The organism is Peribacillus cavernae, from assembly GCF_003989135.1.
Taxonomy (GTDB): domain Bacteria; phylum Bacillota; class Bacilli; order Bacillales; family DSM-1321; genus Peribacillus; species Peribacillus cavernae.
The window spans coordinates 105,656-121,121 of record NZ_RYZZ01000015.1; the positions used below are offsets into that span (position 1 = coordinate 105,656).

Sequence of the window (15,466 nt, forward strand, 5' to 3'; positions counted from 1 at the left end):
TATGAGAGCAGCCATTAAGACAGAAAATGCTGGAGAAATTATTCTTCAAGAAAAAGATCTGCCAAGATTGAGCAGTGAGGAATTGCTCGTTAAGGTAGAATACTGTGGTGTTTGCGGAAGTGATCTTCATGCATTTAATCATTCAAAAGGCTATGAATTTGTGAAAAAACCGATCATTCTAGGCCACGAATTTTCCGGGAGTGTCGTTGATTGTTTTGATGCTTCACTTTCTCATTTAAAAGGAAAAAACGTCATCGTTGAATCAATGAATTACTGTGGCCAATGTGAAAACTGCCTTAACGGGCGCAAATCGATATGTACTCAAAATAAAGTAATTGGTCTTCACTTTGATGGTGGCATGGCACAATTTGTAAAGACAAAAGCGCAATATGTAAGGGAAGTTCCAGATGGGATGCCCCTCCATTTAGCTGCGTTAAGTGAACCGATGGCAATCGCTGTTCATGCTGTACGCCAAGCAGGAGAAAAATCTAAAAACGATACAATACTTGTTCAAGGTCCAGGAATTATTGGTTTTTTTGTAAGTGTAATTCTCGCTCAGCAAGGTGCAAAAGTTATTTTGTCTGGTCTTCAACAGGATTATGAAAACAGATTATCAAAATGCCGGACATTCGGAGTCATACCACACATTGTTGAATCAGGGAATTTAGAAGAAAAGGTGGACATTGTATTTGAATGTTCCGGATCTAACGCAGCGGTGAAATCAGGATTCCGTAGTTTGAAAAAAGGTGCAAAAGCGGTTTTTGTTGCACTGTATGAACATGAAACAACCCTCTTCTTAACGGAATTAGTAAGAAGTGAGGTATCAATCATAACAAGCTATGGATGTAATCCTGACGATTATAGTATGGCATTTTCTGTTTTAGATTCATTATCAGAAAAATTGATAGACGTTATGACAATCTATCCATTAGCAGAGGTAGCACAAGCTTTTGAAGACGGTCTGAATCAAGTAGTACTGAAGCCAATGTTAGCTATAAACAAATGAAGGCGGGGGACTCATGACTCTTGACAAACAATTAGATGCAACGCTTGAACTTTTACGAAGTCATACTTCCATAAGGGACTATAAAAAGGAAGACATTCCGCCTGAAACCTTAAAAAGGATGCTAGTTTCTGCACAACACGCTGCAACATCTCACTTTGTTCAAGCTTATTCGGTCATTCACATCACAGATCCGGAGAAAAAAGAAGCAATTGCAACTCTTTCAAATAATAGAAGGCAAATCGAATCTGCACCGGTTTTGTTGTTATTCTGTGCAGACATGAAACGCTTGGAATATGCATGTAAAAAACAAGGAACAAACATTCAGAATGAAATTCTTGAAAACTTCCTTGTCGGAGTTATTGATACTGCACTATTTGCCCAAAACTTTGTAGTTGCTGCAGAATCTCAAAAATACGGTATTTGCTACATAGGCGGTGTACGAAATAACCCTGAAGAAATTAGTAATGTTGTAGGGTTACCTGATAAAACATTTCCTTTATTCGGCATGACAGTGGGAGTTCCGGATGAAACTCAATTGGTAAAGCCGCGCTTACCAGTTAATGCGATTCTACATGAAAATGTATATAACGAAGAAAAATACGATGAGCTCTTGGATCAATATGATTCTCAATTGGAAGATTATTACGGTCACCGTTTTACAAACCAGAAGAATACGAATTGGACAATAACAATGAGTGATTTTCTATCGGTACCAAGAAGGGAACATATGAGACCCTTTGTTAATTCAAAAGGGTTTCATTTAAAATAACTTTTCCGTTAAAAGAGGGGATGAAAATGAAAAACAATAAAGTCGCTTTGGTTACAGGTGCTGGGGCAGGGATTGGTAGAGCAATTGCAATGCGGCTTGCTAGTGATGGTTTTGATATAGTCCTAAATGATATCGGTGAAGAATCCATAAAAAATGTGGCCTCCGAAATTGAAGAGCTAGGTCAGAAATCCTTTGCAATTGTAGCTGATATTAGCAAGAGAGATCAAGTTTTTTCCATGATTAATCAAACAGTAGAACATTTTGGCCGTCTTGATGTCATGGTTTCAAACGCTGGCATTGTCCAAGTAAAACCATTGCTTGAAATTACAGAAGAAGATCTAGAAAGAATCTTTCGAATTAATGTGTTTGGAACAATGTTTTGCATGCAAGCAGCAGCTGAAGTGATGATCAAACAAAACAGTGGAAAAATCATTAATGCAAGCAGTACTTCCGGAAAAAGAGGTGTTGAATTTCTAGGTCACTATTGTGCGACAAAATTTTCTGTTATAGGTCTTACTCAAACGGCAGCAAAAGAGCTGGCTCCTCACGGAATTACGGTTAATGCGTATTGTCCAGGTATTGTAGGTACAGGTATGTGGGAAGAAATTGATCGCAAAATGAGTGAATATATGAATGTGCCCTTAGGAGAAACGTTGAAAAATAAAATTAACGGAATCCCGTTAGGAAGAATTGAAGAACCGATAGATGTAGCGAATTATGTTTCATTTTTGGCATCTGAGGATTCAAATTACATGACAGGGCAAGCAGTCGTAATTGATGGCGGAATGGTATTCTCTTAAAATTAATGATTGTATTTTAAACAATTTTTCTAGATTCATTTTTTCATGAATTAATGGATCATACATGACTTGAAAAAAATAGGAGGAATTACAATGTTACAAGCTGCTAAACAAGTATCTTTGATTGACTTAGATAATAGTAAATTATTCATTAACGGTGAGTGGGCAACTGCAAGCGGTGGTTCCACATTTTCAGTAAAAAATCCAAACACTGGTGAAGTCATCGCCGAGGTTCCAAGAGGAGCAAAAGAAGAAACGAAAGCTGCTATTGAAGCTGCAAATGCAGCATTCCCAAAATGGGCTAAGCTTACTGCCAATGAAAGAGCAGATTATTTATTAAAAGTACATGATTTAATGCTAGAGCATGAGGCTGAACTTGCAACCATTATGAGCAAGGAAATGGGGAAAGCATACACAGAAGCTTGTGGAGAAGTGAAATATGCTGCTAGCTTCTTATCCTGGTATGCAGAAGAAGGCCGCCGTATTTATGGGGAAACGATTCCGGCATCCTCACCTAACAAAAGATTGCTTGTCGTGAAACAGCCAGTTGGTGTAATTGCTGCCATTACCCCTTGGAATTTCCCGTTAGCCATGATGACTAGAAAGCTTGGACCTGCCTTGGCTGCTGGCTGTACGGGTATTGTCAAGCCTGCAAGTCAGTCACCACTTTCAGCTCTTGCCTTTGCTAGCCTTGTTCAAAAAGCTGGTATTCCAAATGGTGTCGTAAATATTGTGGCAGGTGCTACAGGAGAGATTTCTGATGAGATTTTTGCAAACCCGATAGTGAAAAAGGTTTCTTTTACAGGATCAACAGATGTAGGGAAGAAATTAGTAGAAAAGTCCGCAGAGCAATTGAAAAAGCTTTCTTTAGAGCTTGGTGGACACGCTCCTTTCATCGTATTCGAAGATGCAGATTTAGAAAAAGCAGCTGAAGGAGCAGTAGCGAGTAAATTTAGAAATGCAGGCCAAACATGTGTGTGTGCAAATCGCATTTATGTTCATGAAAATATTAAAGATGAGTTCACAAAGCTTTTTGTTGAAAAGGTTCAAACGTTGAAGGTAGGGAATAGTTTGGATCAAACTGTACAAATTGGACCATTAGTAAATAAAGACGGACTTGAAAAAGTACAAGAGCATGTAAAAGATGCTAAATCAAAAGGTGCAGAAGTTTTAACTGGAGGTAAAGTAACAGGAGATCCTAATGGTTTCTATTTCGAACCGACTATTCTTGGTAATGTTACAAACGACATGATTATCATGACAGAAGAAACTTTTGGACCAGTAGCTCCAATCACAACTTTTAGTAATGATGAAGATGTTATATTCGAAGCAAATAATACGGAATACGGGTTAGCGGCTTATCTTTATACTTCAAACATTCAACGTGCAGTTGCTGTTTCTGAAGCATTAAACTTTGGCGTAATCGGATTAAATGATGCAGTTCCTGGCGTACCTCAAGCTCCATTTGGTGGTATGAATCATAGTGGATACGGCCGTGAAGGCGGACACCAAGGAATTAGAGATTACTTAGAAGAGAAGTATATTTCTCTTGGGCTATAGGAGTGAATGAAAATTCCTTCTGGAAGAGCAACTAACTTTTCCAGGAGGAATATTTTTCTTCATAAACGTTATAGAGACACAGTGGTAAACAAAATAATGTGTTAGTTCGTTTTAGACTGAATCGTACATCAAATTTTAATAAGCGAGTGGATTAGACATGAAAGCACTTATGAAGACAAAGCCCGGTTTTGGAAATTTACATTTACTTGATATTCCTGAACCGGTTTGTGATGCGACCGGAATAAAAATAAAAGTGCGGTATTCAGGCATCTGCGGCACAGATATGCATATTTATCATGATAGCTATAAGAGCTATCCACCTGTTGTGATCGGACATGAATTTTCAGGAGAAGTCGTTGAATCTGGAAAGAACGTAAAAAACATTAATCCGGGAGATATTGTAATGGTGTTGCCTTCGATTGCCTGGACGTGTAAGAACTGTATGTACTGTAAACAAGGCTATTATATGTTTTGTTCTGAACGCAGAAGTATTGGCAGTGGGGTAAATGGCAGCTTTACAGAATATGTGGTCGTCAATAAAGAGATGGTTTATAAGGTACCATCTACCATTTCATTACAAGAAGCAGCTCTAGCAGAACCATTAGCATGTGCAGTACAGGCAATTGAAGAATTGACGGAGTTTCATGCAGGTGATTGGGTCTTGCTTTCAGGACCGGGGCCAATTGGATTACTTTGTTTGAGTTTACTAGTAAGAAAAGGCTGCAATGTAATTGTTACTGGAACGAGTCAGGATTTAACAAGGCTGAATATTGCCAAAGAACTTAGAGCCCATACAATAGTTGATGTTTTTACTCAGGATTTGCAGGAAATTGTGGATGAGTTGACAGAAGGTGTTGGTGTAGATGTTGGTGTTGAATGCTCTGGTGCCCCTTCAGCGGTCAATACTTCCATTAAAGCAATAAAGAAATTGGGGAAATACATCCAAGTTGGAATTATCGGCAGTGACATCGAAATGGATATGGACTCCATTTTGTATAAGCAAATACAACTATACGGATCATATGCTCATTCCATGCAAACATGGGAAAAAGTAAAGAAAATCTTATCGACGAATACGATTGATTTAAAACCTATTATTACCGATGTAGTTCCACTAAGCGAATGGGAAAGAGCTTTTGAGATCATAGAATCAAAAGAATGCGGAAAAGTGTTGATGTATTACGACTTTGAAGAATGAAGAAATGGTTTGATAAGGAATCGTTAAAGCAAATAAGTTTATATGAGAAAGGGGTTTCCCATATGAAGACAAGCACGGTTGGAAGCTTACAAAAGCTAGGGAAAGAAAGATTAAAGGATTTGTTATATCAAATGATTCTTATTCGCAACTTTGAGGAAGCGGTTGAAAAACAGTTTATGCAAGGGAAAATTCACGGAACGATGCATCTTTGTATCGGTCAAGAGCCTACCGCTGTTGGTGCATGTGCAGTGTTAACGAATGAAGATAAAATTACGAGCACTCACCGTGGACATGGACATTGTATTGCCAAGGGCTCAGAAGTGAAATACATGATGGCCGAGCTATTGGGGAAAGAAACGGGGTATTGTAAAGGAAAAGGCGGTTCCATGCATATTGCCGACTTGGAAATAGGAAATATAGGAGCAAATGGTATTGTAGCAGGGGGTCTGCCATTGGGTTGTGGAGCAGCTCTAACTTCTAAGAAGAAGGATTTAGGCTTTGTCGTTGTTTGCTTTTTCGGTGACGGAGCGACGAACGAAGGAGCGTTCCATGAATCTGTTAATATAGCGTCTGCTTGGAAATTGCCAGTTATCTTCTTCTGTGAAAATAATCAGTACGGAATGTCTAGCTCCATCAAAGAAATGACGAACATCGAGAATTTAGCGGACCGTGCAAGTTCATATGGAATTCCAGGCGTTACAATTGACGGCACAGATGTTATTGCAGTTATGGAAGAGACACAAAAAGCGTTAGATCGTGCTAAGAATGGTGAAGGCCCTACTTTAATAGAAGCTAAGACTTATAGATGGAGAGGACACTCCAAAAGTGATGCTAGAAAATACAGAACCCGTGATGAAGAACATGATTGGATGACAAACAGAGACGGAATCAAGCTGTTCAAGGAAAGATTATTGAACGAGGGTATTATCACAAGTGAAGAAATTGTTGAAGTAGAAGAAAAAGTGAAGAAAGTGCTGGATGAAGCAATTGAGTTTGCAGAAAACAGTCCTGAACCATCACTTAGCTCGCTTGAAGAAGACGTATTTGCATAAGAAAAGGCAGGGAGGGAGGACTATTCATGCGTGAAATTACATATGCAGAAGCAATTAATGAGGTTATGTGCCAAGAAATTGAAGCAAATGAAGATGTTTTTATTTTAGGTGAGGATATTGGGATTTATGGTGGTGCGTTCGGGCTAACTAGAGGAATGATTGAAAAGTTAGGACCAGAAAAAGTATTAAATACTCCTATTTCAGAACAAGCCATTACAGGAGTTGCAATCGGGGCAGCCTTAATGGGAATGCGTCCCATTTTAGAACTCCAATTTTCTGATTTCGTGACAGTTGCGATGGATCAAATCGTAAACCAGGCAGCTAAAATACGTTATATGTATGGCGGAAAAGGAAAAGTTCCTATCGTAATCCGTACCCCAGGCGGCTCTGGAGCTGGTTTTGCAGCTCAACATTCACAAAGCTTAGAGGCTTGGATGGCACATATACCGGGATTGAAAGTGGTGCAGCCATCTACAGCTTATGATGCGAAAGGTTTGTTTAGAGCAGCGTTAGAAGATGACAATCCAGTTATTTTCTATGAACATAAGCTTTTATATGGCATGAAAGACGATGTACCGGAGGAATCTTACGTGATTCCTCTTGGAAAAGCTGATATTAAGCGTGAAGGTAAGGATGTTACAGTCGTTGCAACTTCAATTATGGTTCATAGAGCATTGCAAGCAGCTGAAGAGCTTGAAAAAGAAGGAATTAGTGTTGAGGTCATCGATCCGCGTACATTAGTTCCGTTAGATATAGAAACAATTGTTGAATCGGTGAAAAAAACTGGGCGTGCGGTCGTTGTATATGAAGCTGTTCAACGGGGTGGATACGGAGCAGAGATTGCCAGTGTGATTAACGAAGGTGAAGCATTTGATTATCTTGATGCACCAGTAGTCAGACTAGGCGGAAAAGCTGTGCCAATTCCGTATAATCCAACACTTGAAAAGAAAGCTGTTCCGCAAGTTGAAGATATTATTAATGCTATTAAATCAACGGTAGTAACGTATGCCTGATGGGAGGTTAAACAATGGCTGAGCAAGTTCTGATGCCAAAGCTCGGGGCAACCATGGAAAAGGGAACTATTTTGGATTGGATGAAGAATGAAGGGGACCGAGTTGAAAAAGGTGAACCTATTCTTGAAATTATGACCGACAAAATCAATCTTGAAGTGGAAGCAACAACGTCAGGAATTCTGTTAAAGAGATTATTTGATGTTGATACGGAAGTAGCCGTTTTGGAGCCAATTGCTTATATTGGCGAGGAAGGTGAAGAATTTGGTGATCTTCGAAACAAACGAACAGAGGACTTGAAAGAAGAGATTGTACCAGTAGTAGCAGGCACTGTTCCTTCAACCGGTACGGAAATTGAAACTGATTTTAATGTAATAAACAAACCAAGAAAAACGCCTGCAGCAAATAAGTTGGCAAAAGACAATGGCATTAATTTACGTCAAATTAAAGGTACAGGTCCAAATAACCGCATCCATGCAAAGGATGTTGAATTATTTATCAATAGTAAACAAAGAGTCAGCCCACTTGCTAGTAAGCTTGCTAATGATCAAAATATTGATTTAGCAAACATCAAAGGCACGGGCGCGAACGGAAAGATTGTAACAAAAGATATAGTGAAAAATAGTCCGATCCTGCAGAATCAAACGATTCAATATGCCGGCATGAGAAAGGTGATCGGAGAAAGAATGGTACAGAGTGTTACTACTGTACCTCATGTAACGCTAACATCAGAAGTCGAAATGACGGCGGCAATCGAATTAAGAACGAAACTTCTAGACAAAATTAGTAAGGTCACGGGATATCGTTTATCCTATACTGAAATTTTTATTAAAGCGGTAGCACAAGCATTAAAAGCACACAAAATGGTGAATGCTTCATTAAATGGCAATACGATTGAACTTCATTCTGAAGTGAATATTGGCTTAGCTGTTGCTGTCCCGAATGGATTAGTAGTGCCAGTTATCAGAAATGCGGATACCTTAGGGCTTTCAGCTCTTACAGAAGAAAATAAAAGAATAGTAAAACTTGCACGAGAGAATAAGCTATCTCCTGAAAACTTTGCGGGGGGAACATTCACGATCAGTAATTTAGGAATGTATGCTGTCGATGCGTTTACACCAATTATTAATCAGCCACAGTCTGCTATTCTTGGAATTGGTCGAATCCGGGAAAAAGTCGTTTCTAACAACGGATCATTTGCTGCTAGGCAATTTGTTACCTTAAGCCTTTCCTTTGATCATCGGGTGATTGATGGAGCTCCGGCAGCAGAGTTTCTCACTGAACTGAAAAATTTATTAGAAAATCCTTATGAATTAATGGTTTGAGGTGAGAGATATGAAAATATACGATTTAGTTGTAGTCGGAGGAGGACCAGGTGGATATATTGCTGCAGAGCATGCCGCAAAACATGGTTTGTCCGTGGCACTCGTTGAAAATCAATTTCTTGGGGGAACATGCCTAAACACAGGGTGCATTCCATCAAAAACGCTTTTACGGCATTCTGAATTCCTCGACTTGTTAGAAAAAGCAAAGCAGTGGGGAATAGAAGCGGGAAATGTCACCCTTTCTTTTGAAAAAATGATGCAACGGAAAAACAGTGTAGTCGAGAATTTACGCAAAGGTGTGGAATTCTTGCTGAAAAGCACGAATGTCAATATTTACAATGGATTAGCAACGGTTCATTCTGACTATCGAGTTACCATTGATTCAAAGAATACTCAATCAGAGGTGTATGGTGAAAAAATTATCATTGCTACTGGTTCAAAACCATTCATTCCTCCTGTTAAAGGCGTTGAACAGATAAAAGCCCATACAAGTGATACGATTTTTGACTTGAACTATATTCCAAAATCAATCGTCATCGTTGGTGGAGGAATTATCGCAGTCGAGTTTGCTTGTATTTTTTCAAGCTTAAACGTGGATGTGACCATCATTGAAATGGGAGAAAGGTTAATTGCCACAGAAGATGAAGATGCATCGAAGTTAATGACAAAAGAGCTTAAGAAAAAAGGCATCACCATTCATATATCTGCAAAAGTAGTTGAGGCAAGTGAAATTGATTCGGAAAAGGCATTAACAGTTGAGCTTGCGAATTCTGAGAAGATGACAGTTTCTGCCGAAGAAGTTCTGTTTGCCTCAGGCCGAAAGCCGAATTTAACTGGTATAAATAAGTTGGGATTGACCATGAATGAACCGTTCATCGCAGTGAATAAGCAAATGGAAACAAGCTTTCCGAATGTTTATGCGGTTGGTGACGTCATTGGCGGCTGGCAATTAGCCCATGTTGCAAGTAGCGAAGGCATAGTGGCAGCAGCAAACACAGCGGGTATACACAAGGAAATTGATTATAAAGTGGTACCTCGCTGTATCTATACCTATCCTGAGATTGCCAGTGTTGGATTATCAGAAAAAGAGGCAAAAGAAAGAGGATATTCTTATCGGTGTGAGACGCTGCAGCTAAGAGCGAACGGCAAAACGTTGGCTATGGATGAGTCAAGCGGTTTTATCAAGCTCATTGCAGATGACCGCTACGACGAAATTCTTGGAGCGGTTATGGTTGGCCCTCATGTAACCGAAATGATTTCTGAAGTATCCACCGCTATTTTCTTAGAAGGTACTGTGGATGAACTGGCTTCACTGATCCATCCACATCCTACTGTTTCAGAAGGAATATGGGAAGTCGCAAGAACGTGGCTTGAGAAAAAGAAAAGTTTCATTCATCACTAGAATGGAGGATGGATTGTTTCAGTATAAAGGAGGTGATAAGTGTGAGTAACTTATCACTTTTTTTATTCATCCATTTAATATTCTTATAAATTCTCACGAATTCTCAACCATTCTCAGTTTTTCTTAAATGGCTTTATCTTTTCCCAATTAAACCAATATAGAAAAGAACAAGCTCATAACATGAACTGATAGTTAGTAATGTTATTGACTTTTTTCTAATATATCAATGCATAGTATCGGATGATTTTTGAAAAAGTGTTCTTGTAAACACTAGGTTCATATTAACATTTCTCAGGAGTTTTCTTCTTTAGAAAAACGAGCAAATGAGAGTATTAAAGATATTTTTTAAAAAAATAGAGGTGTGGTCTTGAGCTTATAAAAATTTGGCATCGATCTTGCATATTACTAATTTGAAAGCAGAAACCTTAAGGAGATGAATTTAATGAAGTTAGGAATGTTTTTAATGCCCTCACATCCACCTGAAAGAAGTCTTTATGATGCAACGGAATGGGATTTAGAGATGATTCAATACGCAGATCAATTAGGCTATGAGGAAGCATGGATTGGGGAGCATTTTACGTCTCCATGGGAGCCAATTCCAGCTCCTGACTTACTTATTGCTCAAGCTCTTAAAAGTACTAAGCAAATTAAGCTTGCACCAGGTGCGCACCTGTTGCCTTATCATAATCCAGTTGAGTTAGCCCACCGTGTTGCCTATCTTGACAACCTTTCACAAGGACGCTTGATGCTTGGAATTGGGGCAGGGGGGCTTCCTAGTGATTATGATACGTTTGGTGTCGATGGGTTACATGGAGAAAATAGGAGAATGACAGCGGAAGCACTAGAAATAATGCTGAAGATTTGGAAAGAAAAAGAACCCTTTGAATACAAAGGTGAATATTGGAAGGCAAATAGAATAGAAGGGAACGAGTTTTTAAGACCCCATATAGAACCATACCAAAAACCTCATCCGCAAATTGGGGTAACTGGACTTAGTCCAGGGTCGGAAACCTTGATAATGGCAGGAGAAAAGGGATTTATTCCTATGAGTCTTGGAAATAATCTCGACTACATTGCTAGCCACTGGAAGTCTGTTGAAGAAGGCGCTAAAAGAAGTGGTAAAACCCCGCAGCGCAGCGAGTGGAGAATTACACGTGATGTGTTTGTAGCAGATACAGATGAAGAAGCACTGGAAGGTTCCTTATATTCAATGATGGGCAGACAGCATCGTGAATATTATTTGCCTCTGTTTAAAACCCTTCGTGCCATTTCAGTATTTAAACATAAAGAGTCTGTAGATGATAATGAAGTTACACCGGAATATGTTGCAAAACATAATTGGTTTGTTGGCTCGCCCGAAACAGTTGCAACTAAATTTGCGAATATTTATGAGAAAGTTGGCGGATTTGGAACTTTACTTGTAACTGGCTACGACTATAGTGAAAATCCTGAAGCATGGAAAAAATCAATGCGGCTATTAAAAGAGGAAGTACTGCCAAGATTAGCAAGTAAATTATCAAAAGTAGAAATATAATATCAGAAGTTTAATAGGGAGGTTAGGCCAATTGAATAACGAAAAAGTATCTGTATTTAAGCAAATCATGGGCTCTTATCCGACGGGAGTAACAATCCTGACGACTATGGATGCAGAGAGAAATCCGTGTGGTCTTACAGTCAATTCATTTGCTTCCGTTTCCTTGGATCCTTTATTAGTTTTATGGTGCATAGATCGCAAGGCTTCGTCATTAGAAGCATTCAAACAATCACCAAACTTTGCAGTGCACGTATTGGCAGCAGATCAAAAAGATCTTTGCTGGGCATTCGCGGGTAAGGAGCCTGATCGATTTTCAAAAGCCAGTTGGAATCTGTCAGAAAATAAACTGCCAATTCTTTCAGGTTCACTGGGAGTGATGGAATGCAAAAAGGTTCAGGAAATCGACTCAGGTGATCATCTCATTTTAATCGGCCAGGTTATCCATATAGAGAATCAGGAAAAGGAGCCAATGTTGTATTTTCGGCGAAATGTCGGTGCTGTTCCTACTAATTGGCCAGAATTGGCCAGCTTAACCAAATAAGAAAGATGGGCGGGTATGCCATAGAATTACCAATCCGCCCTTATCTGTTGCTTGATTAATACTTAAAAGGAGGGAGTCATTCGATGGAAAAACTTTATTGGGTCATAAGCAGAGGAGGCAAACAAATTTCTACTATTGTGCATGTTCCACAGAATACTGCCTCCTCTAAAGGAAAATCCCCCGTGATTGTATACTTTCACGGGTTTGCCGGCAATAAGACCGTTGGGAATCGAATGGGTGTAAAACTGGCAAGACGGTTATGTGCAGAAGGATACTTGGTAGTTCGTTTTGATTATATAGGTTCGGGAGAAAGTGAAGGAGATTTTGAAACTGATACCTTTTTCACCGGGTGGATAGAAGATGCACAGATCGTGTTGGCATGGACAAAAACGTTGGAGAACGCCGATTTGAAGAGAATCGGGATCATTGGCCACAGTTTGGGTGGTGCGTTGGTGACACACTTATCAGCGTCGGATAAAACATTAAAATCGATTTGCACATTGTCTCCTGTCTCTTACTTGGAGAGAAACTTCGAACAAATCATCCTTGGGCCTGCATTGTGGGCAGATTTATTACGTGGCCAAACCATCCGTAATTTTAATGGATCGGGATATTCATTATCCTCTCTATTTGCTCAAGACATAGTGCGATACAATATCTTGGAAAGCGCAGGAAAAATCTCGCAGCCTATCCTTATTATCCACGGAAAAAAAGATCAAGTCGTGCCTGTAGCAAACAGCTATGATTTGGAACGCTCTCTGGTTTCGCCAAACAAACGCCTGGAAGTTTTTGAGGACGAGGGGCATTTATTTTCCGAGAAGATCTACCTTGCTGTGATCGATTGGTTTAAGAATACACTATAATTTTCTCTGATTTTTAATACAGGGGGATTTAATTTAAGTAATCATAAATTAATGCCGTTATTAGATCCTAAAAATATAGTTTTCATTGTTGTTTCGAACGACACCAATAAGGTCGGTGGCAGGCCGATTGAATATTTAAAAAGATAGGGTTTTAAAGGTACAATACATCCCGGCGTTTGGATAGTGTCATGGGTAGGAGGTCAAAACGGAGTTGTTCAACAACTTAGTAAGAGTGGGGTTCCTTCATTTGAAGATCGGACTATGTGTGTTAGAGCCTTTTCGAAATTCGTTGACTATCATTTAGATTTAAAATTGATTTTCCAAAAAGTGTTGATTCACGTTGATAATACAGTAAAAATATCATATGATTATAATAAGAATTTTATAAATTCAGAAAATTTCAGAAAATATTTTATCTTAGGGCAAAGTCTAATTCCAAGACTTAAGGGAGATGATATTTTTTTGAATGATTTAATCATTACAAAGAGTACGTGGAAGCGTTTTGTGGATGAGGGAATTTTGGATACTTCCAGGCTTTCCAACAGAATTATAGAGTCGTGGTACCGGTCTAAAAAAAATAATGTAAACCCTTATCTTGAAAAAGGGTCTCATCTTTTAAGCTATGAGGATCTTTTGAAAAAAAGAAAAGAAAATAATCGCTTATTACAGTTGGCAAGTCCTTATATTCATTCGTTGGACGGATTTTTAAAAGGAACAGGAACAATCCTCATTTTAACAGATTCAGAAGGGCATGTATTAAAGGGACATGGAGAAGATAAAACTATCCAATTCGCAAGGGATTTCAATATAATTAATGGACAATGGAATGAAAAAGAGCTTGGGACGAATGCAATCGGTACTGCCTTGGAAATTAATGAACCTATTCACGTTGCTGGCGTAGAGCATTTTTCTGCAGCTTTTCATAACTGGACATGTTCCGCTGCGCCAATAAAAAATAACCAGGGTCAATTAGTAGGAGTTTTAGCTATTTCTACTACAAGAAAGCAGCATGATTTAAAGTTGCTTAGTATAGCCGTTTCAACAGCATATGCAATTGAACTACAATGGAAATTGCATCAAGAGAATGAAAGGTTGGAACTGCTTCAAGCATCTTATAACAAAATAGAGAGTAATAGGGAACAATCCATCATTATTTGTGATCGTGACGATTATTTCATTGCAGCAAGTTCTTCTATTATGGACATGATTAAGGATGAAATGAAAGAGTATAAAACGAATGTTTCTAAATTGGAGGAGATCGGCCTTAAGGAAAAGATTAGAATCCCTATTCACATGGATGGGAAATTATACGGATATGAAATCCATGTGGCAATAAAGAAAGATCATAAGATGCAGGCACATAATGGCAGCACTTTCAAGTTTGCTGGTGAAGAGGGGAAAAGCGAGCAGTTCGAACAAGTTATTAATGATTTGAAAAAAGCATCAAAAACAGACATTACAGTATACATACATGGCGAGAGCGGAACAGGAAAAGAAATTACTGCTAAAACTATCCACTTGAATAGTAAAAGAAAAAATAAACCTTTCATTGTTATTAACTGTGGTAGTATTCCTGAACATCTTTTGGAAAGTGAATTATTTGGATATGAGGAAGGAGCTTTTACTGGAGCAAGAAAAAAAGGGCATAAAGGAAAGTTTGAACAGGCTGATGGTGGAACAATTTTTCTTGATGAAATAGGTGATATGCCCTTATCGATGCAGGTTGCTTTATTGCGTGTTTTGCAAGAAAAGGAAGTCGTTCCGATTGGGGGAAGCAAAGCAAGGGTTGTTGATGTTCGAATTATAACTGCAACAAATAAAAGATTAGAAATGCTGGTTGAAGAGGGGAAGTTTAGAAGAGATCTATTTTATCGTTTAAATGTTTTTAACATAAATCTTCCTCCACTAAGAGAGAGAAAGGCAGACATTTCAAGTTTGGTAGACCACTTTCTCAAAACAAAAGATTGGGATGTTAAATTTTCAGATTATTTAATGGATTACCTTGTGAATTATCATTGGCCTGGAAATGTTCGCGAGCTTTTCAATGTTCTTGAAAAAATGAAAGTATTAGCCGAAGATGGCGAGCCTCAGCTTTCTCACTTTTCTCCTTATTTTCTTCATGGGAATCTGCTTACTAATTCTATTTCATTAAAAAACTATAAAAATAATGTGAAAGATAAAATGGTTATGGCATTGGAACAAGCAGAGGGAAATGTATCAAAAGCTGCGGAATTTATTGGTATGCCGATGAGTACATTTTATCGCAAATTACAAAAATATAAAATATCAAGGTGATAAGTGTAAATAACTTATCACTTTTTGGTGTACCCAACAGTCACACAATCTAGGTGGTTCAAATCCACCCAGTAACTTTACCCTTTAAAGTGCTGTAGCCGAAGTATAAAT

General features: G+C 38.6%; 13 protein-coding genes. All 13 read left to right on the top strand.

The window, feature by feature from the left end; all coding sequences use genetic code 11:
• Nucleotide 1: 1 nt before the first annotated feature.
• The 13 genes from ELQ35_RS11945 (at nucleotide 2) to ELQ35_RS12005 (ending at nucleotide 15,355) form a co-directional block, all read left to right on the top strand.
• A complete protein-coding gene (locus ELQ35_RS11945; RefSeq protein WP_126865045.1) occupies nucleotides 2-1,006 on the top strand; it encodes a zinc-dependent alcohol dehydrogenase in 1,005 nt (334 codons plus the stop codon).
• 13 nt (nucleotides 1,007-1,019) lie between these two features.
• Entirely contained in the window at nucleotides 1,020-1,775 is a 756-nt protein-coding gene (locus ELQ35_RS11950) for an NADPH-dependent oxidoreductase (protein WP_126865046.1), read from the top strand.
• 26 nt (nucleotides 1,776-1,801) lie between these two features.
• A complete protein-coding gene (locus ELQ35_RS11955) occupies nucleotides 1,802-2,575 on the top strand; it encodes an acetoin reductase (RefSeq protein WP_221884963.1) in 774 nt (257 codons plus the stop codon).
• 93 nt (nucleotides 2,576-2,668) lie between these two features.
• Nucleotides 2,669-4,135: an NAD-dependent succinate-semialdehyde dehydrogenase gene (locus tag ELQ35_RS11960; RefSeq protein ID WP_126865048.1), complete on the top strand. Its 1,467-nt coding sequence runs from the start codon at nucleotides 2,669-2,671 to the stop codon at nucleotides 4,133-4,135.
• 157 nt (nucleotides 4,136-4,292) lie between these two features.
• Nucleotides 4,293-5,333 (top strand): zinc-dependent alcohol dehydrogenase, encoded by a 1,041-nt coding sequence (locus ELQ35_RS11965; RefSeq protein ID WP_126865049.1) that lies wholly within the window; start codon nucleotides 4,293-4,295, stop codon nucleotides 5,331-5,333.
• Nucleotides 5,334-5,395: 62 nt separating this feature from the next.
• Nucleotides 5,396-6,385 carry a thiamine pyrophosphate-dependent dehydrogenase E1 component subunit alpha gene (locus tag ELQ35_RS11970; protein WP_126865050.1) on the top strand — a complete coding sequence of 330 codons (990 nt, stop codon included), beginning with the start codon at nucleotides 5,396-5,398 and terminating at the stop codon, nucleotides 6,383-6,385.
• 26 nt (nucleotides 6,386-6,411) lie between these two features.
• Nucleotides 6,412-7,398 carry an alpha-ketoacid dehydrogenase subunit beta gene (locus ELQ35_RS11975; protein WP_126865051.1) on the top strand — a complete coding sequence of 329 codons (987 nt, stop codon included), beginning with the start codon at nucleotides 6,412-6,414 and terminating at the stop codon, nucleotides 7,396-7,398.
• 14 nt (nucleotides 7,399-7,412) lie between these two features.
• Nucleotides 7,413-8,720: a dihydrolipoamide acetyltransferase family protein gene (locus ELQ35_RS11980; protein ID WP_126865052.1), complete on the top strand. Its 1,308-nt coding sequence runs from the start codon at nucleotides 7,413-7,415 to the stop codon at nucleotides 8,718-8,720.
• A gap of 10 nt (nucleotides 8,721-8,730) precedes the next feature.
• On the top strand, nucleotides 8,731-10,122 hold the full coding sequence (gene lpdA, locus ELQ35_RS11985; RefSeq protein WP_126865053.1) for a dihydrolipoyl dehydrogenase: 1,392 nt from the start codon (nucleotides 8,731-8,733) through the stop codon (nucleotides 10,120-10,122).
• A gap of 442 nt (nucleotides 10,123-10,564) precedes the next feature.
• Nucleotides 10,565-11,656: an LLM class flavin-dependent oxidoreductase gene (locus tag ELQ35_RS11990; protein WP_126865054.1), complete on the top strand. Its 1,092-nt coding sequence runs from the start codon at nucleotides 10,565-10,567 to the stop codon at nucleotides 11,654-11,656.
• Nucleotides 11,657-11,687: 31 nt separating this feature from the next.
• Complete coding sequence (locus tag ELQ35_RS11995) at nucleotides 11,688-12,197, top strand: flavin reductase family protein (RefSeq protein WP_246026055.1); 510 nt, start codon at nucleotides 11,688-11,690, stop codon at nucleotides 12,195-12,197.
• Nucleotides 12,198-12,280: 83 nt separating this feature from the next.
• Nucleotides 12,281-13,060 (top strand): alpha/beta hydrolase, encoded by a 780-nt coding sequence (locus tag ELQ35_RS12000; protein WP_126865055.1) that lies wholly within the window; start codon nucleotides 12,281-12,283, stop codon nucleotides 13,058-13,060.
• Between the two features lie 183 nt (nucleotides 13,061-13,243).
• The gene (locus ELQ35_RS12005; RefSeq protein WP_126865056.1) at nucleotides 13,244-15,355 is read left to right on the top strand and encodes a sigma-54-dependent Fis family transcriptional regulator; all 2,112 of its coding nucleotides are present in this window, start codon (nucleotides 13,244-13,246) and stop codon (nucleotides 15,353-15,355) included.
• Nucleotides 15,356-15,466 lie beyond the last annotated feature (111 nt).